The sequence below is a fragment of the Catalinimonas locisalis genome, assembly GCF_038039535.1.
In the GTDB taxonomy this organism is placed as follows: Bacteria; Bacteroidota; Bacteroidia; order Cytophagales; family Cyclobacteriaceae; genus Catalinimonas.
Window position 1 is genome coordinate 188,480 of the sequence record NZ_JBBPHP010000007.1, and the last position, 17,303, is coordinate 205,782.

16 protein-coding genes are annotated in these 17,303 nt (G+C 42.9%); 13 read left to right on the top strand and 3 right to left on the bottom strand.

Annotated elements, in window-relative coordinates:
* A partial coding sequence (locus WJR50_RS11920; protein WP_341293503.1) for a hypothetical protein occupies positions 1 to 682 on the bottom strand: 682 nt, incomplete at its 3' end.
* 534 nt (positions 683 to 1,216) lie between these two features.
* Here WJR50_RS11920 and pyrG point away from each other — a divergent pair.
* From pyrG to WJR50_RS11970, 10 genes are all read left to right on the top strand, one after another.
* Complete coding sequence (gene pyrG / locus WJR50_RS11925; protein WP_341293504.1) at positions 1,217 to 2,827, top strand: CTP synthase; 1,611 nt, start codon at positions 1,217 to 1,219, stop codon at positions 2,825 to 2,827.
* A gap of 205 nt (positions 2,828 to 3,032) precedes the next feature.
* The gene (yidC, locus tag WJR50_RS11930) at positions 3,033 to 4,901 is read left to right on the top strand and encodes a membrane protein insertase YidC (RefSeq protein WP_341293505.1); all 1,869 of its coding nucleotides are present in this window, start codon (positions 3,033 to 3,035) and stop codon (positions 4,899 to 4,901) included.
* A 34-nt stretch (positions 4,902 to 4,935) separates the two neighbouring features.
* The gene (locus WJR50_RS11935; RefSeq protein WP_341293506.1) at positions 4,936 to 5,835 is read left to right on the top strand and encodes a cell division protein FtsX; all 900 of its coding nucleotides are present in this window, start codon (positions 4,936 to 4,938) and stop codon (positions 5,833 to 5,835) included.
* A gap of 184 nt (positions 5,836 to 6,019) precedes the next feature.
* The gene (locus tag WJR50_RS11940) at positions 6,020 to 6,226 is read left to right on the top strand and encodes a DUF3098 domain-containing protein (protein ID WP_341293507.1); all 207 of its coding nucleotides are present in this window, start codon (positions 6,020 to 6,022) and stop codon (positions 6,224 to 6,226) included.
* A gap of 35 nt (positions 6,227 to 6,261) precedes the next feature.
* On the top strand, positions 6,262 to 7,056 hold the full coding sequence (locus tag WJR50_RS11945) for an undecaprenyl-diphosphate phosphatase (protein WP_341293508.1): 795 nt from the start codon (positions 6,262 to 6,264) through the stop codon (positions 7,054 to 7,056).
* Between the two features lie 9 nt (positions 7,057 to 7,065).
* Positions 7,066 to 7,773 carry a tRNA pseudouridine(55) synthase TruB gene (gene truB, locus WJR50_RS11950; RefSeq protein WP_341293509.1) on the top strand — a complete coding sequence of 236 codons (708 nt, stop codon included), beginning with the start codon at positions 7,066 to 7,068 and terminating at the stop codon, positions 7,771 to 7,773.
* Between the two features lie 61 nt (positions 7,774 to 7,834).
* Positions 7,835 to 8,770, top strand: coding sequence for a bifunctional riboflavin kinase/FAD synthetase (locus WJR50_RS11955; protein WP_341293510.1), 936 nt, complete (start codon positions 7,835 to 7,837; stop codon positions 8,768 to 8,770).
* Between the two features lie 177 nt (positions 8,771 to 8,947).
* Entirely contained in the window at positions 8,948 to 9,811 is an 864-nt protein-coding gene (locus WJR50_RS11960; RefSeq protein ID WP_341293511.1) for an SDR family oxidoreductase, read from the top strand.
* A 135-nt stretch (positions 9,812 to 9,946) separates the two neighbouring features.
* A complete protein-coding gene (locus tag WJR50_RS11965; RefSeq protein ID WP_341293512.1) occupies positions 9,947 to 10,444 on the top strand; it encodes a DUF6702 family protein in 498 nt (165 codons plus the stop codon).
* A gap of 21 nt (positions 10,445 to 10,465) precedes the next feature.
* Positions 10,466 to 11,272, top strand: a complete 807-nt coding sequence (locus WJR50_RS11970) for a M48 family metalloprotease (RefSeq protein WP_341293513.1) — start codon at positions 10,466 to 10,468, stop codon at positions 11,270 to 11,272.
* 48 nt (positions 11,273 to 11,320) lie between these two features.
* Here the strand turns inward: WJR50_RS11970 and WJR50_RS11975 are convergent, their stop codons facing one another.
* On the bottom strand, positions 11,321 to 12,451 hold the full coding sequence (locus tag WJR50_RS11975) for a TIGR03364 family FAD-dependent oxidoreductase (protein ID WP_341293514.1): 1,131 nt from the start codon (positions 12,449 to 12,451) through the stop codon (positions 11,321 to 11,323).
* Between the two features lie 103 nt (positions 12,452 to 12,554).
* Positions 12,555 to 13,457 (bottom strand): alkaline phosphatase family protein, encoded by a 903-nt coding sequence (locus WJR50_RS11980; protein ID WP_341293515.1) that lies wholly within the window; start codon positions 13,455 to 13,457, stop codon positions 12,555 to 12,557.
* A gap of 250 nt (positions 13,458 to 13,707) precedes the next feature.
* Here WJR50_RS11980 and WJR50_RS11985 point away from each other — a divergent pair, with 250 nt between their 5' ends.
* The 3 genes from WJR50_RS11985 to WJR50_RS11995 are packed head-to-tail and all read left to right on the top strand — an operon-like array spanning position 13,708 to position 17,291.
* Entirely contained in the window at positions 13,708 to 14,580 is an 873-nt protein-coding gene (locus WJR50_RS11985; protein ID WP_341293516.1) for a histidinol-phosphatase, read from the top strand.
* Positions 14,567 to 15,898, top strand: a complete 1,332-nt coding sequence (locus WJR50_RS11990; protein WP_341293517.1) for a DUF5690 family protein — start codon at positions 14,567 to 14,569, stop codon at positions 15,896 to 15,898. The genes WJR50_RS11985 and WJR50_RS11990 overlap by 14 nt, the downstream gene beginning before the upstream one ends.
* Before the next feature lie 4 nt (positions 15,899 to 15,902).
* Complete coding sequence (locus WJR50_RS11995; RefSeq protein WP_341293518.1) at positions 15,903 to 17,291, top strand: aminotransferase family protein; 1,389 nt, start codon at positions 15,903 to 15,905, stop codon at positions 17,289 to 17,291.
* The last annotated feature ends 12 nt before the right edge of the window (positions 17,292 to 17,303 follow it).

Sequence of the window (17,303 nt, forward strand, 5' to 3'; positions counted from 1 at the left end):
TGATGTTAGCCTGCCCGGAAGCCTCAGGAGAGAAGGTAAGGGTGAGGCTATTACCATTGATAGAAGCTTGTACCAGATCGGTATTATCGCTACTGGCGGTGATGCTCAACTCTTCGTCATCCACATCAGAAAAGACATTGCTGATGTCAATGCTGCTGGGTTCGGCGTTTTCATCCACAGTGATATTGTCAATGGTATTGGCTACTGTAGGGATGTCATTGACCGGGCTTACTTGCAGGCTAAAAGCAGCGGAGAAGGTATTAGTATCATCATTAACATCAGTAGCAGTGACTTCTATATCAATGGGGCCTCCGTTTTCATTTTCTACTGAAGTGATTCTAACATAAACTTCATCTTCATTTTGAATGATTTCTACATCGGCAAAGTCAGGGGATGTAACTTCATTAATACTATATTCTACAAAAGGAGTATCATTATCAGGGTTTGGAGTAATGTTAATTATTTCTTCCCCCTCAAAGTCTTCATCTACAATTATAGTGTTGGTAGAAAGTGTAAATTCAGGGGCAAAAGCTGATGCGTGGAAGATCTTTTTATAGTGAAGCGTGTCACTATTATGAGTAACAGCAGGTTTTTCTATTAGTTTACTATTATCCTTCCCCCAAGCCCATGTACTGAACAGGCTCAGCCAACAGAATAATGTGATTGCAATAGGCCTTTGCATCTCGTGTATCATTTGTTTCAGTGCGCTTGTAATATTATTTATTAGCAAAATTATAAAAAAAATAAATAATATTACATTTTCAAATATACGATTAAAGTTGTAATATTTCTAAAAGAACTCAAGAAAATTATGTGCAGGTACAGAAGAAAGATTAAAATACTTAACAAAAAATTATGATAATAAATGCTTTGCTTATGGGTTTAGTATAATAAAAGCTCGTAAAAATTAAATTTTATACTGCTTCAACCTTATTAATCTAGGCTTATAAGTAAAAAATGCAAATGGATAAACTCCAAAAGCTTTAAATGTATCTAATGTAAGAATTATTTAAAAGTTTTTGATTCAGTATTAAGACATACTGCTTTTTACTACCTCCTTTACTATAAAATGTTTGAAAAATCACTGTTTGATAAGTATCCAGGCTGGCATCAACTTTAATCATCAGTATTACTTAATAATCTTATTTATTCCCGTAACTTTGTGCCCCATAATATTTGCTAAAGTCCAAATCAGAATAATGGGAGGCAACATCTTATGGGTTCAGTAAAGTATATCTTCGTAACGGGAGGCGTTACATCTTCACTAGGTAAAGGAATCATCTCTGCATCGCTGGGTAAACTATTACAGTCGCGGGGTTTCAGGGTTACGATTCAGAAATTTGATCCGTATATCAACATAGATCCGGGGACAATGAACCCCTATGAGCATGGCGAATGCTATGTGACGGATGATGGAGCAGAAACCGACCTTGACCTCGGGCATTATGAGCGATTTTTGAATGTCCGCACTTCGCAGGCCAATAATGTAACCACCGGCCGCATTTACAATAATGTAATCACCAAAGAAAGGGAAGGAATTTACCTGGGAAAGACGGTACAGGTGATTCCGCATATCACGGATGAAATCAAAGCTAATTTCTTTCGCTTGGGAGAAAGCGGTGAGTTTGACATCGTAATTACCGAAATCGGAGGTTGTGTTGGTGATATAGAGTCATTGCCTTTTATTGAAGCAGTGCGCCAGGCACGTTGGGAACTGGGAAACAGTAACTTTTTGGTAATTCATCTTACCCTCGTGCCTTATCTGGAAGCAGCTAAGGAGCTTAAAACCAAGCCTACTCAGCACTCAGTACAGCGTCTTTCAGAAGCGGGTGTTCAACCAGACATCCTCGTTTGCCGTGCTGAGCGTCACCTTCCTATGGATATTAGGAAAAAAATTGCGCTTTTCTGCAACGTAAACATCAATTCGGTCATAGAAGCCAAAGATGCAGACACAATTTATGATGTCCCCTTACTGATGCGTAAAGAGAAGCTGGATGAAAGGGTCCTTAGCAAACTTAAGCTTTCGCATAAAAGGGAGCCTGATATAGAGCAGTGGAAAGAATTTTTGGGTAAACTCAAAAATCCACTAAGCGAAGTAAACATAGGAGTGATCGGAAAATATGTAGAATTGCCGGACGCTTATAAATCAATTGCCGAAGCTTTTGTACACGCTGGTGCTGAAAATGAATGTAAGGTAAGAGTCCGCTGGATCTCTTCTGAAACCATTAATGCAGAAAATAAAGAAGAGATTTTAAGCGACTTAGATGGTATACTGGTGGCCCCGGGCTTTGGCGAGCGTGGTATTCCCGGAAAACTGGCAACTGCCCGTTACGCCCGGGAAAATAAGGTGCCTTACTTCGGGATTTGCCTGGGCATGCAGTGTGCCGTAATAGAGTTCGCTCGCAATGTATTAGGCATCAGGGATGCAGATTCTACCGAGATGAATGCCAAAAGCAAGCATCCGGTAATTGCATTGATGGAAGATCAGAAGCATATCGTCAACAAAGGAGGTACTATGCGTTTGGGTGCTTACGATTGTGAACTGAAAAAAGGAAGTCTGGCTTATCAGGCCTACGGACGCAAGACTATTCAGGAGAGGCACCGTCATCGTTATGAATACAACAATGAATACCTGGAACAATTTGAAAAAGCAGGCATGATCGCCAGCGGGATTAATCCGGATTCAAAGCTGGTAGAAGTCATTGAACTTAAAGATCATCCCTGGTTTTTAGGCACACAGTACCATCCCGAATTAAAAAGCACAGTGCTGAGTCCTCATCCTTTATTTGTCCGCTTTATTAAAGCTGCCAAAGAAAACAAAAGATAATATTGTGCATGATGAAATAAAAATACCTGAAGAGTTACTTATATGTTGAGTGTGAAAGTCAAAATTGCTCAGCCTATTACTCTGGCTGCAAGACAGCTCTATTTGGATGTTCATTGTACATTGGTCATTAATCATTAATATTGCGCTCTTGAAATTTTAAGACGCTTAAAATTGTATCTATTCTTATCATAGAATTATTAATATTATGGATAGAAACCAAGCAATAGGCTTATTGCTTTCGGGCCTTTTACTCATTGTCTACTTTCAGTTTTTTGCACCGGAGCCTACACCTCCGGCAGAAAATGAGCAGCAGGCCCAACAAGTGGATGAGGCACCTGCTCAGCAGGAACCTGACATAGAGCAGACAACTCCTGCTGCTGCTGATTCTGTTCAGCAGGCGCGTAATCGTGAGCGATACGGGGTGTTTGCCCAGGCTTCTAGCGGTGAGGCTAAAACAGTATCAGTAGAAAATGAAGATATACTCCTGACCATAAATACCCACGGAGGTACAGTAGAGAGGGTAGAGTTGAAAAAATATAAGGACGGTGCTGGAAACCAACTGGTACTGTTCAATGAAGAAAGCAATAGTTTTAGCCTGTTGGCGGATACAGAAAGAGGTGAAATAGACCTTTACGATCTTTATTACAATAGCAGTGCTTCAGAAGTTAATGTGAGCGAGGGAGATACTACCCAAGTTACGTTGATTGCCAATCTTGAAGGGGGAGGGCAGATCAGACAGGTCTATAGCATCCCTGGTAGAGGTTATGAAATTGGCTATCATCTGGAGTTACAAAATGCTACCGGTGCGCTTACCAGTAGTAATCTGCAATTTGCTTGGAGCAACCAACTTCGTCCGCTGGAACAGAATATGGAAGAAAGCCGTCGCAGAAGCACTATGAACTATTACACTGCCGATGGTGATTTTGAGCAGCTCTCTTCACTGATGGGTGATGGAGCAGAAGAAGAAACGGTAGAAGTTCCCCTGAAGTGGATTGCCATGAAGCAGCGCTTCTTTAGTGCTGCCATCATTGCTGAAGAATCTTTCAGTCAGGCTCGGTTGGTTACCGATAGCCCAGAAGAAGAAAATACTACACTGGTCAAAAACATGAATATGGCGGTAAGTATGGGGCTGGCCGACCTGAGTAATGGTACATTATCCTACAGCTACTACTTTGGCCCCAACGACCAGCAGGTGATGACCAAAGTTGCCCCTGATTTTGAGGAAAATATTGACTTTGGCTGGCCCATAGTAAAGTGGATCAGTAAGTATCCTATCTCTTATATGTTTCACTGGCTGGAACAATTCATCAGCAACTATGGATTAATCATTATTATACTGGTGCTGGTAATCAAAACCCTGCTCTTTCCACTTTCTTATAAGTCATATATTTCTATGGCTAAGATCAAAGTGCTGAAACCAGAGCTGGACGAGATCAAGGAAAAGCATGGAGATGATATGGCTAAGGCGCAGCAGGAGCAGATGCAACTCTACCAGAAAGTGGGTGTCAACCCGCTGAGCGGTTGTGTGCCGGTGCTACTGCAGATGCCGATACTACTGGCCATGTTCAATTACTTTCCCAATGCCATTGAGCTACGTCAGGAGCCTTTCCTCTGGGCAGAAGATCTTTCTACCTACGATTCAATTTTAGACTTACCTTTTACCATTCCATTTTATGGAGATCATGTGAGTTTGTTTGTACTGCTGATGACGGCTTCTACCATCCTGTACACCTGGTCAAACAATCAGGCGAGTACGGTGCAGGGACCGATGAAAAACATGCAGTACTTTCTGCCGGTCATTTTTATGTTCGTGCTGAATTCATTCCCTGCTGCCTTGAGCTTCTACTATTTTGTGTCTAACATTGTTACTTTCGGTCAGCAGGCCATCATCCGTAAATTTGTGGATGATGAGAAAATCCGTAAGATTCTGGATGAGAACAAGAAGCGGAATAAAAACAAGAAGAAGTCTAAATTTCAGCAGCGCCTGGAAGAAGCCATGAAGGCCAGTGATGATAGCCGTAAGAACGGAGGCAACAAAGGTGGAGGTAATAAAAGTGGCCGCAAAGGTAAATAATTGAAGTAGACTTTCGTTTCACTGAAAAATTGTCATGGAAGTAAAAGAGGTCAAACATAAAAAGAAAAAAAAGCTGGGAAGCTATCCCTATATCAGTGTGGTTTTCAGTATTACGCTTGCACTTTTTGTGATTGGACTTTTTGGTCTGCTGATTCTACATGCCAATAGCCTTACGCGCATGATTCGTGAAAACGTGAGCATGCAGATATTCCTAAATCGTACAGTCTCAGAAAATGAAAAAATTCAGATTCAGAAAACGCTAGCTGGTAAAGAATATGTGGCGGTAGTGGAAGATCAGCCGCAAATCAGTTTTATTTCTAAGGAAGTAGCGGCGGAAGAATTTATAGAAGATACCGGTGAAGATTTTACTCAATTTCTGGGAGAAAATCCTTTGCGTGACGCCTATGTGATCAATATCAATACGGAGTTTCAGGATACAGAAGCATTGGCTAAGGTGAAACTGGACATTGAGCGCATGAACGGTGTTTTTGAAGTGACCTATGTGGAAAATCTGGTGCGTTCTATCAATCAAAATCTGGCGAAAGTGAGTCTGGTGTTATTAGGTTTTGCAGTCTTGTTGGTTATTATTGTAGCAGTCCTCATCAACAATACCATTCGCCTGGCACTTTTTTCCCAGCGCTTCCTGATCAGGAGTATGCAATTAGTAGGGGCTACAGCAGGATTTATCCAACGTCCCTTTCTACGTCGTTCTTTTATGCATGGTGTTTTGGGAGGTATACTGGCTTCTATACTTTTGCTCTTTGTATTGCAGTATCTCAACCAGCAGATTGAGGATATAGAACAGCTTCAGGACCCTGCTAATATTTTTATTTTGATGGGCTTGCTGTTGATTGTGGGAGGCTTTATAGGTTTTTTGAGTACCTATAGGGCAATCAGCAAATACCTGAAAATGTCTCTGGACGAGCTTTATTAATTAAAATTTTCAGATTGAAAATTAAAAATTGGAAAGAGTCATAATTTTCAGAGGATCAGAAAAATAGAACTGATTGTTAATATGGAATCAGATAATTGCAAATTTTACAACAACCATCTGCTATTACACTATAAAATCAAGAACTATAACACTAAGAACTATAAAACCATAACACCATAAACGCATGGCAGATAAAAATCAACTTCCCTTCGGCAAGAAAAACTACGTTCTGATGGTAATCGGAATCGGTATCCTCATTCTTGGATTTACAATGATGTCATTAGACAGCGAGCAGTATGGATTTGGCTTTTTAGGTTTAACTTTAGGCCCAATTACTGTGATGATAGGTTTTATCGTAGAATTCTTCGCTATTTTAACAAAACCTGAATGATCTTTGCTCACTCAAGTCAAAAGTGAGTATATATTATGTCTATCATAGAAGCCATTATCTTAGGGATCGTTCAGGGTCTTACCGAGTTTTTGCCTGTAAGTAGTAGCGGGCATATTGAACTGGGAACAGTTTTATTAGGAGTGCAGAGTAAAGACAACCTGCTGTTTTCAGTAGTGGTGCACAGTGCCACAGCACTCAGTACCATTGTAGTTTTTCGTAAAGATATTGCTCAGCTTTTTGTTGGGTTATTCAAATTTCAATGGAATGACGAGGTAAAGTATATTTCCAAACTTCTGCTTTCCATGATACCCGTAGGTCTGATCGGTGTTTTTTATAAAGATCAGATTGAAGCCTTCTTCGGAGGAGATGTACTCCTGGTAGGTTTTATGCTATTGCTCACCGCTACCCTGCTGGCTATGACTTACTATGCCAAAAAGCAGGGGGGGAATGTTACTTATCCCAAAGCCTTAATCATCGGTATGGCGCAGGCTATTGCTATTCTTCCCGGTATATCCCGTTCAGGTGCTACGATTGCCACCTCTTTGCTGATAGGTGTGGAAAAAGAAAAAGCTGCTCGTTTCTCCTTTTTGATGGTGCTTATTCCCATTCTCGGAGCTTCATTACTGGAAGTCAAAGATTACTATGAAGAACCCGCTTTGGCAGGGGGGATTTCAGGATTAGCCCTTCTTTTAGGCTTTATTGCTGCCTTCGTTTCCGGTCTTTTGGCTTGCCAGTGGATGATCTCTATTGTGAAAAAAGGTAAACTAATTTACTTCGCTTTCTATTGTTTAATCGTAGGCATCATCGCCATCATTACCGCATTGACATAATAATCATTCATGCCTGAGCCTTATTCATTGTTTGACAAAGAAAATTATGACTTTCAGCAGGGGGAAGTAATACTGATTGACAAGCCTCTGGAATGGACATCTTTTGACGTAGTGAATAAGCTCCGCTATCAGCTCAAGCTCAAGAAAATTGGACATGCCGGCACGCTTGACCCTCTGGCGACCGGGCTGCTTATCCTCTGCACCGGTAAAATGACCAAGCAGATAGAGCAGTTTCAAGCGCAAGAGAAAGAGTATACCGGTACACTGGTACTTGGCAAAACTACACCCTCCATAGACCTGGAAACTGATTTTGACAGCGATACTCCGGCAGATCATCTTACAGAAGCTGAACTGGAAGAAGCTCGGCAACAGTTTTTAGGTGCAATAGAGCAGATTCCTCCGATGTATTCCGCGGTCAAAGTAGGAGGGGAACGCCTGTACAAAAAAGCCCGCAAGGGGAAAGAGGTGCTGGTCAAAGCCCGTGAAGTTACAGTAAACACTTTTGAGTTGACCAGAATTGAACTCCCCGAAGTTGATTTTCGTATTGTTTGTTCTAAAGGTACTTACATCCGCAGCCTGGTACGCGATTTTGGAAAAGCCCTTAAAGTAGGCGCTTATCTTTCCAGCCTGCGCCGTACACGCAACGGAGCGTTTCATGTAAATGAGGCTTATCAGATCAATGAATTTGTAGATTTGGTCAAAAAAGACGCTTCATAAATGTCTGAAGCTATAACAAACTACCCCTTTATCAATTACAAAAAGAGATAAAACCTTAACTATGAAAGTACACGATGGAAGCACTTCTTTTGAGCAGCCTCAGCTCGCTGTAGTGACCAGTGGTACTTTTGATGGTGTGCATATAGGGCATAGAAAAATATTGAAGCGCCTGATTGAAATTGCCCGGCAGAAAGGTGGAGAAACGGTAGTAGTTACCTTCTGGCCGCACCCCCGCTTGGTCTTGCATCCCGAAGACGACACGCTGAAACTCTTATCCACATTTGAGGAAAAGGTGAAAATTTTTGAACAGCTGGGAATTGACCATGTCGTACGTATTCCTTTTACCAAAGAATTTTCTCAGCTCAGCTCCGACGAATTTATCCGCAACGTACTGGTCAAAAAAATTGGCACCCAATATCTGGTGATTGGCTACGATCATCGTTTTGGTAAAAATAGAGAAGGTAGCTTTGAGTACCTCAAAGAAAACGCTGATAAATATGGCTTTCAGGTAGAAGAAATACCACGTCAGGATGTGGATCATGTGGGGGTAAGCTCTACTAAAATACGTCAGGCCCTGGAAGAAGGAGATATTTTTACCGCTAGTGAGTATTTGGGACGCCCGTACCAGATTTCAGGTGAAGTGGTGAAAGGCGATCAGTTAGGGCGAAGCTGGGGCTTTCCTACGGCAAACCTTGTGATTCCTGAACGTTATAAGCTTATTCCCAAAGACGGAATCTATGCCTGCAAAGTAAGGTGGAATGAGCATCAGTACGAAGGCATGATGTACATTGGTGTGCGTCCTACCATCAATGGGATACAACGTAATATTGAAGTCAATATCTTTGACTTTGACAAGCAGATCTACGGAGAAACCCTTCAGGTTGAGTTCATAGGAAAGATTCGTGGCGATATGAAGTATGAAAATATTGAGCTACTCAAAGCACAATTAGCAGTTGACCGTGAAGATGCTTTAAAGATTCTGGCAGAGTTTAAATAGTGTTATTGTGGGAGGGTGTTAAAGTGTTATGGTTATCCAATTAAGCATCTTATATGGTTAGTTTTATATATCCAATACAAGTACACTTGGTAAAACTAAAAAAATACTTTAGACAGGTAATATTCAACTATACCACCATCTAACTATAACACTTAGAACCATAACACTACCTATCCCATGATCCAGAAAGTACTTATCATTGGCGCTACAGGCATGCTAGGCCGACCGGTAGCTATAGAACTGCATAAAGCAGGATTTCAGCTTAGAGCGCTGGTGCGCAATGTAGACAAAGCAAGAAAACTTCTTCCGAATGGTATTGAACTGATGCAGGGTGATTTACAGCATGACGAAACCATCAGCAAGGCTATCAAAGGTATGGACGCGGTATATCTCAGCCTTTCAGTAGCCCAGGATGAGCCCAAAAAAGGTTTCCATGCTGAAAGAGATGGTATGCGCAAAGTTATACTTGCTGCCCGGCAGGAGGGAGTACAGCGCATAGCCAACTTATCTTCACTGGTTCAGGAGTATTCCTCAGATTGGTGGGTATTTGGAATCAAAAGAGATGCGATCCGGCAGCTTAAAGAATCCCGAATTCCTTATACGATTTTCTATCCCTCCAACTTTATGGAAGCCATTCCCAGTCAATTTATGTCAGGGAATCGCCTGCTGCTGGTAGGTAAGCCTAAACACAAAATGTGGTGGATTGCTGCCCATGATTATGGCAGGCAGGTAGCCAAAGCATTACAGATTGATGAAGGCAATCATCATTATATTGTGCAGGGACCGGAAGCCATCGGACAGGAAGAAGCTTTGGCAAAATTTACTCAGCATTTTCCTGAAAAAAACCTGAAAATTACTAAAATGCCGATAGGAATTCTGAAATTTCTGGGCATTTTTTCTAATAAAGCCAGCTATGGTGCTCACATTATTGATAGTATCAATAATTATCCTGAAACTTTCCGTGCCGAGGAAACCTGGCAGCGATTGGGCAAGCCAGAAACTACGCTTGATGTATTTGCAGAGAAGCTTTCGTTAGATTAAGGGATGAATTGAGGAAAATTTCCGTTTAGAAAAAGAGGTCAGAAGAAGACGGAAGCTGGAAGTCCGAAGTTTCTTCGGTCTTCTGACTTCCAGCTTCTGCCTTCCCAACTATAATTTAACTAACCTATTGAAAACATGATTTTAATATATTTCCTGACAAGTTTGCTGCTTAATTTTCATCCCTTCCACGTCAGTGTGATGAGTATTCACCACGCTTCTGATGAAAATACGCTGCAAATTACTCTTAAAATCTTTGCCGACGATCTGGAAGAAGCTTTGAATGACGAGCAGTTCAGAACACCTGAGCAGGCCTTTGTAGATGTGCTCAATCCTAAAGATCCGCAAAGCCTGGACCAACATATTGAAAAGTATTTACGCAAGCATATGAATATCAAAGTAAATGGAAAAGACGTGCAAGCGGTCTATTTAGGCAAGGAAATAGAGGATATGGCGATGTGGTGCTACTTTGAGGTGAGTGATGTGGATCACCTAGAAAGTATACAGGTAAGAAGTTCTATCCTGACAGAAATTTTTGATGATCAGATAAATATTGTGCATGTAAACTACGGTGGCGTTATTAAGAGCATGAAACTTGCAGGCAATCATTTACTAGATGAAGTTTCATTTGGGTAAATATTTCAAATGCTTTTTTTTATGAACAATAAATTTTCATTCAGATTTTTCTTTTATGCGATAAGCTGCACGTTATTTTTTGCATTTGTCTCTTGTGAAGAGGATAGTGCAATATTTATTTCTCCCGAGCAGCAGATTGAATTAGGGCGTCAACTGGATTCTACTATCCTGGCAAATCCTGGAGAGTATCCGGTTTTGGACGAATCAGAGTATCCGGAAGCATATGACTACCTGGAAGGTGTTTTCAGTGAAATCTTAGCTTCAGACGCGGTACGCTACGAAGAATTCCCCTGGCAGATCAGAATCATAAAGGATGATGAAACTTTAAATGCTTTTGCTGCACCTGGAGGGTTTGTGTATGTCTATACCGGACTGATCAAATATCTGGAGCAGGAAGATGACCTGGTAGGTGTACTAGGTCATGAGATCGCTCACGCTGACCTGGAGCATTCCGCTCGCCAGATGGAAAGACAGCAGGGGCTTAGTATTTTGATTAGTATTGCGTTGGGTGAAGGTACTGCCCAGCAGTTAAGCCAGGTAGCCGCAGGTCTGTTAAGTTTGGAATTTAGTAGAAATTTTGAGACCAGTGCGGATGAAAAGTCAGTAGAATATCTGTCGGATACCCGCTACAATTGCGCTGCTGCCCGCTCGTTTTTTCAGAAGTTGATAGATGAAGAGCAGGCTGGAGGGACTCCTGAGTTTCTGAGTACTCACCCTAATCCGGATAACCGTGTGGAAAATATTACGGAGAAAGCCAATGAAGTAGGCTGCGATACTGACGCCCTTAACCCTGCCACTTACGATGATTTTAAGGCTATGCTGCCTTAGGGTACTACAAAGACGTTAAGGATAGTCATTATGGCTATCCTTTTTTATTTACAAAGTTTTAGCGATCACCTCTTCTGCCAGTCCAAAAGAAAGTGTCATACCGGCACCGCTGAGAGCATTGACGATAGTTACTTCATCAGAAGGATGGGCGATAAATTCTGTTTTTCCCGGCAATTTAGGATAGATACCATGCCAGCGTTCCGCAATCTCCATATCCGGAGCTTGAGCAAAAGTATGCAGGTAATCCATGATATGACGGTTAATGTCTTCTCTGTCAAAAGGACCTAAGGTCTTCCCGTATTCGTGTGAATCTCCAATCACTAGTTGGCCCAAACCATTCTGAGCCATCATCACATGGATATGCCATTGGGCAAAAGCAGGGTTTTCTGCATCAAAGCGGTCACTCATTGCCGGTAAAGAAGGGCAGTCCTGAAAAGCAGCATAATGCCTGAGCGTTAAACCTCCGCAAAGGGTAGGGCCTAAATTCCAATTGTTTGACTGAGCAGCAGTGCGCATCATCTGTAGCTTGCATTTGGTAAGCTCTGTCTGAGCAAATACTTCCGGGTAAAGCGTTTCAAAATCACTGCCGCTACACACAAATATTTTCTCTGCCTGATAAGATTGTTGACTAGACTGGAGCTTACCTTTTTCTATGGCATTGATGACTGTATCAAAGTAAAACTGCACACCATATCGCTCTTCCAGCATGGCGGGTAGTTTGCCAATGGCTTCTCGGGGATCAACAGTAAGTTCGGTGGCACTCCATAAGCCGCCCAGCAATCCTTCTGGCCTAACACCTTTACTCTTTTGTGAAGCCTGAGCGGCAGTGAGCATTTGACATTCGTAGCCTTTATCGTGGCTTTGTGCCATAAATTCCTCCAGCACTGCCATCTCATCTGGCTGATGGGCCAGATGTAATGAGCCATTTTGAGTGACCCAGCAACCGGCTTTTTCTGCTACTTCCAGCCAGATGGCTCTGCTCCGCAGCGCTCTTTCCAAGGCTGGGCCGGGTGCCTGACCTATAGGCCAGATCAGGCCGAAGTTACGGATGGAAGCTCCTATAGCTCGTGAATTTCTTTCAAACACAGCTACCTTTTTACCTTTGCGGGCTGAAGCCAGTGCCACTGCCAGGCCTACGATTCCGGCACCCACGATAGCTACATCAAATTGCTTTTTCATGGAAAAAAAATTATAAATACAGATTTGAAAATTGCATATTCTGAGAACTCAATACGGTGGCATCTTTGCAATAGGTATTATGTATTACATCATTCCTCATCAACTAATATTCTTTAAAAGCGCTGATGACCGGGCGACCAATCCAGCAGGAAGGCTGCTGAAGGCCAAATACATAGGCAATGGTAGCGGCAGTATCATAGGTCATAATATCTTCAGAAATTTCGTAATTGGCCTTAACGGCTGAACCACTGATGATCCAGGGGATAGTGGTCTCTTCAGGAGTATTGCCGCCATGACTGGTATTAATACCTCCATGATCAGAAGTAACAATGATCAGACTTTCTTCCAAGAGGCCTTTTTTGCGTAGCCCTTCCAAAATTAGATTGGTCAGTCGGTCGGCTTTTTCTACCGCATGCAGATACTCGGCTGAGCCCCATTGCTGGGAATGTCCGGCATGATCTACATGATCCAGATGCACAAACATGATTTCGGGTTCATACTCAAATAAATAATCAGCCGCTGCTTGGGCAGTACGATCTTCGCCTTTGGTATCTGCCAGCATATTCAAAACGCCAGGTTCTATCAGTCTGCCAATAGTACTCCACTCATGAAAACTTGCCAGCTCAGCATCATCGTACTGATCTCTTACCAGGCGAAAAATACTGGGCCACATGGTTCCGGGTTTTTCATTACAAAGCACCTGTTGTCCAATATCTTTAGGCCGCCATTCATTATTATAAACACCATGTTCTTCAGGAGAGGCTCCATAAATCATGGAAGCCCAGTTGGGGCCACTGCTGGAAGGTAAAACTGCCTGAGCGGTCATAGAATAGGCTCCTTCCTGCATCAGTGAATCAAAGGTTGGGGTACTGGCCTGCATGATACCTTCCGGGCTTAGTCCGTCAATGCCTATCAATACTACATGTTTAATCCCCGGCAACATCTGGGCATGGATGTCCAAGGCTAATACAAAAATAAATACTAAGCTGGTCGCGAGGTTTCGCATGAGGTTTTACTTGATTTTACCAGAGCAAGGTAAAAATTTCTTGCCTGAACTGTAGCGGTTCCCATAAGAATTTATTGTTAAATCTGCTGGAATGATTATTTAGAGTTGAATGATATTCAACTTGTTCTGAAAAATGATAACATTAATTTAATCCTGTGCACCTTTATTTATGCTATATTCAAACTCCTGTTTAGTATTATTTTGAGCAATTATAACCTGAAACTTCTAATCTTTAACCTACATCTCGTTCATGGGCTTTACCAATTTTCACGGGCATACGCATTATTGTGATGGAAAAGGCAGGGCTGAAGAATATGCCGAGGCAGCTATAGCACAACAGATGCCTGCCTATGGATTCTCTTCTCATGCGCCTATCCCTTTTGAAGTGGCCTGGACTATGAAAGAAAGTGAGGCTGAAAAATACGTGGCAGAAGTTCGTAACGCAAAAGCGCAATATGCCGATCAGCTTCAAATTTATACTGGTTTGGAAGTAGATTATATTCCCGAAGTAGCCGGACCGGGACATGAGCGGATCAGAAAACTAGGTCTGGATTATACAGTGGGGTCCGTGCATTTTGTGGACTTCTTTCCAAACGGACATCCCTGGGAAATTGACGGCAAGCATGCGCTTTTTCTGGAAGGATTGGAGCGGATTTTCAAAGGAGATACCCCAAAAGCCATAGAAAGATATTACTCCCTCATCAGGCAAATGGTAGTGGAAGATCCGCCGGACATCGTGGGGCATCTGGATAAAATCAAGATGCAGAGCGAGGAGGGAGATTTGTTTAGCGAGGAATCCTCCTGGTATCGTGATGCGGTGGAAGAAACCCTGCAGGTGATTCAAAAGAAAGGCCTGATCACTGAAGTCAATACAAGGGGCATTTACAAAAAGAAAACGGTTGATCCCTATCCAAGCCCCTGGATACTGGAGCGTATGAAAGCGCTGGATATTCCTATCATGCTAAACTCTGATGCGCATCATCCGAGAGAGATTACGGCCTGTTTTGAAGAAACCGCAAACTTGCTATTAGACATAGGATATGATCACTGCCGTGTTTTGCTGGATGGCAAGTGGCAGGATGTAGCCCTCACGACCAAAGGAATTCACTATGTACCATCCTAAAATTACGCATTGGCTTAGCCGAACCCGCGGCCCGGTCGGAGACTGGGTCTTTTCTCTATACGCCATTATCGCTGCTTTTTGCACTTACTCCTGTATGTATGCCTTTCGCAAACCATTTGCGGTAGCTACCTTTAGTGATTTTGCCCTTTGGGGAGTAGATTACAAAATCTGGCTGATCACTGCTCAGGTACTTGGCTATACTTTTTCCAAATTCCTGGGGATCAAAATTGTCTCCGAGATGGGATGGAAGCACAGAGCTATTTCTATCGTAATATTGATTGGAATAGCGGGTGTAGCACTTTTACTGTTTGCCATAGTCCCTCCTCCTTACAATATTCCTTTTCTTTTTCTCAATGGCCTGCCGCTAGGCATGGTATGGGGGCTGGTATTCAGCTATTTGGAAGGCCGTAAACTCACAGAAATTTTAGGAGCAGGTTTGTCCATCAGCTTCATTTTTTCATCCGGTTTTGTCAAAACAGTAGGGGCATGGGTGATGTTGGATTGGGGGGTGAGCAATTTCTGGATGCCCTTTGTGACGGGAATGTTATTCGCACTGCCTTTGCTATTTTTTGTATGGATGCTCAACCAACTGCCTCCGCCCACCAAAGAAGATGAGCGACTGCGTACCAAGCGCAAACCCATGAATAAGGCGGAGCGTTGGGAGTTTCTGCGGCTTTTTGCTCCCGGCCTTATCCTACTGGTCATTGCCTATATTTTTCTTACTGCCTTCCGTGATTTCCGGGATAACTTTGCCCGGGAGATCTGGATTTCACTAGGTTATGGAGAAGATGTAGCCATTTATACCGAAACTGAAGTACCCATTGCTTTAGCTGTTCTCCTCATCATGGGCTTGCTTATGCTGATCAAAAGTAACCGTAAGGCGCTGAATACTTATCATTTGCTGATTGCTTTTGGTTTCTTGCTGGTGGGGGCCAGTACTTTTGCTTTTGAGCAGGCATGGATCAGTCCTCCGCTGTGGATGACTTTGGTTGGCTTGGGCTTGTATCTGGGTTATGTGCCTTTCAACAGCATATTGTTTGACCGACTGCTGGCTGCTTTCAGATATGTGGGTACCGCCGGATTCTTAATCTATGTGGCCGACTCTTTTGGCTATCTGGGCAGTGTAGGGGTGCTTTTCTACAAAAATTTTGGTCATGCTGAACTAAGCTGGCTCCGCTTCTTTATTGTTTCAGCCTACACCATGACTTTTGTAGGTAGTGCTTTGATGATACTTTCCATGATTTACTTCCGTCAGCGTCTGCATGTCTGGAAACAGGGAGAAGTTACTGAAGTTACTACTCAGGAAATTACTGCTTAAGGCCATGAAAGAAGATTATGCGCGTAAACAAGCCAGGTACATGCTACAGTGCTGGGCAGCCCAGGATGGATACCAACCATTGGAAATAGAAAAAACGGAAGGCTGCTGGATACACACTACTGATGGACGTAAAATTTTTGACCTGCGCAGTGCACACGAATGTATCAACCTGGGTTTCAGTCATCCCAAAGTGTTGGAAGCCATGCGGCAGCAGATGGAAAAAATAGTGTATGTCACTGATGACTTTGCTACCGAACCAACTGCTAAACTGGCTGAAAAGCTGGCCCGTATCACACCTGGAAGTCCTAATAAGAAAGTCTGGTTTTCTCAAAGCGGGGCCAATGCGGTGGAGGCAGCCATCAAAGCAGCACGTATGTATCAGTACAACCGCATGCAGCAGGAAGGCAAAGAAAAGCTGGAAGGAAACCGGCAGTATCCTTTTCCTTACAAAATCATTTCCCGCTATCGCTCATGGCACGGGGCTACTTCTCTGGCCTCATCCGCCAGTGGAGACCCCCGACGCTGGTTTCAGGAGCCATTCAACGTGCCAGGCTTTGTACATGGCCCAGACGCATACTGTTACCGCTGTCCCTTTGGACTGGAATATCCATCATGCCAACTGGCCTGTGCCAATTACCTGGAACAGATGATCACCTTTGAAGGAGGCTCGGGAAAAGTAGCTGCAGTATTGGTAGAGCCGGTCGTTGGTTCTAATGGTATCATTCCACCACCACCGGATTATTTTCCCCGCCTCAGAGAAATTTGCGACCAGCATGACATACTTCTGATCGTAGACGAAACGATGACGGGTATGGGGCGCACTGGAAAAATGCTGGCGATTGAGCATTATGGCATTGAGCCGGACATCATCATCATGGGTAAGGCGCTGGGCATGTACAGCCCACTGGCCGCTACCATTTTATCCGGAAAAGTAGCCCGTTCTTTTGATGACAACATTTTTGGGATGGGGCAGAGTTTTTCAGGACATGCGCTTTCCTGTGCTGCGGCCCTTGCAAGTATTGAAGTGCTGGAAGAAGAAAACATCTTATCCCATACGCAGAAAATGGGAGCTTACCTGGGAGAGAGATTAGGGCAACTTAGGCAAAAGCATCCTTCGGTAGGAGATGTAAGAGGGCTGGGGTTATTTTATACCCTAGAGATTGTCAAAAACAGAGAAACTAAAGAACCTCTACGGAAAATATCAGAAAAATACACCAAAACGGTAGTCACAGAGATCGCTGAATTTTTGCTTAGAGAGAAAAATATCTACATTCCTTCGGACAAATTTGGTATCTGGATAGTGCCTCCCTTGATTGTAAATAAAGATGAAATTGATTTTATCGTAGAAGCTTTAGATGAGGCTTTGTTGCTGGCTGATAAGGAAGTAAATTAAAATTCTGAACTG

What these genes read in the sequence shown, in the direction of transcription:
- pyrG (WP_341293504.1), top strand. Translation starts at nt 1,217, where the DNA reads ATGGGTTCAGTAAAGTATATCTTCGTAACGGGAGGCGTTACATCTTCA.
- yidC (WP_341293505.1), top strand. Translation starts at nt 3,033, where the DNA reads ATGGATAGAAACCAAGCAATAGGCTTATTGCTTTCGGGCCTTTTACTC.
- WJR50_RS11935 (WP_341293506.1), top strand. Translation starts at nt 4,936, where the DNA reads ATGGAAGTAAAAGAGGTCAAACATAAAAAGAAAAAAAAGCTGGGAAGC.
- WJR50_RS11940 (WP_341293507.1), top strand. Translation starts at nt 6,020, where the DNA reads ATGGCAGATAAAAATCAACTTCCCTTCGGCAAGAAAAACTACGTTCTG.
- WJR50_RS11945 (WP_341293508.1), top strand. Translation starts at nt 6,262, where the DNA reads ATGTCTATCATAGAAGCCATTATCTTAGGGATCGTTCAGGGTCTTACC.
- truB (WP_341293509.1), top strand. Translation starts at nt 7,066, where the DNA reads ATGCCTGAGCCTTATTCATTGTTTGACAAAGAAAATTATGACTTTCAG.
- WJR50_RS11955 (WP_341293510.1), top strand. Translation starts at nt 7,835, where the DNA reads ATGAAAGTACACGATGGAAGCACTTCTTTTGAGCAGCCTCAGCTCGCT.
- WJR50_RS11960 (WP_341293511.1), top strand. Translation starts at nt 8,948, where the DNA reads ATGATCCAGAAAGTACTTATCATTGGCGCTACAGGCATGCTAGGCCGA.
- WJR50_RS11965 (WP_341293512.1), top strand. Translation starts at nt 9,947, where the DNA reads ATGATTTTAATATATTTCCTGACAAGTTTGCTGCTTAATTTTCATCCC.
- WJR50_RS11970 (WP_341293513.1), top strand. Translation starts at nt 10,466, where the DNA reads ATGAACAATAAATTTTCATTCAGATTTTTCTTTTATGCGATAAGCTGC.
- WJR50_RS11975 (WP_341293514.1), bottom strand. Translation starts at nt 12,451, where the DNA reads ATGAAAAAGCAATTTGATGTAGCTATCGTGGGTGCCGGAATCGTAGGC.
- WJR50_RS11980 (WP_341293515.1), bottom strand. Translation starts at nt 13,457, where the DNA reads ATGCGAAACCTCGCGACCAGCTTAGTATTTATTTTTGTATTAGCCTTG.
- WJR50_RS11985 (WP_341293516.1), top strand. Translation starts at nt 13,708, where the DNA reads ATGGGCTTTACCAATTTTCACGGGCATACGCATTATTGTGATGGAAAA.
- WJR50_RS11990 (WP_341293517.1), top strand. Translation starts at nt 14,567, where the DNA reads ATGTACCATCCTAAAATTACGCATTGGCTTAGCCGAACCCGCGGCCCG.
- WJR50_RS11995 (WP_341293518.1), top strand. Translation starts at nt 15,903, where the DNA reads ATGAAAGAAGATTATGCGCGTAAACAAGCCAGGTACATGCTACAGTGC.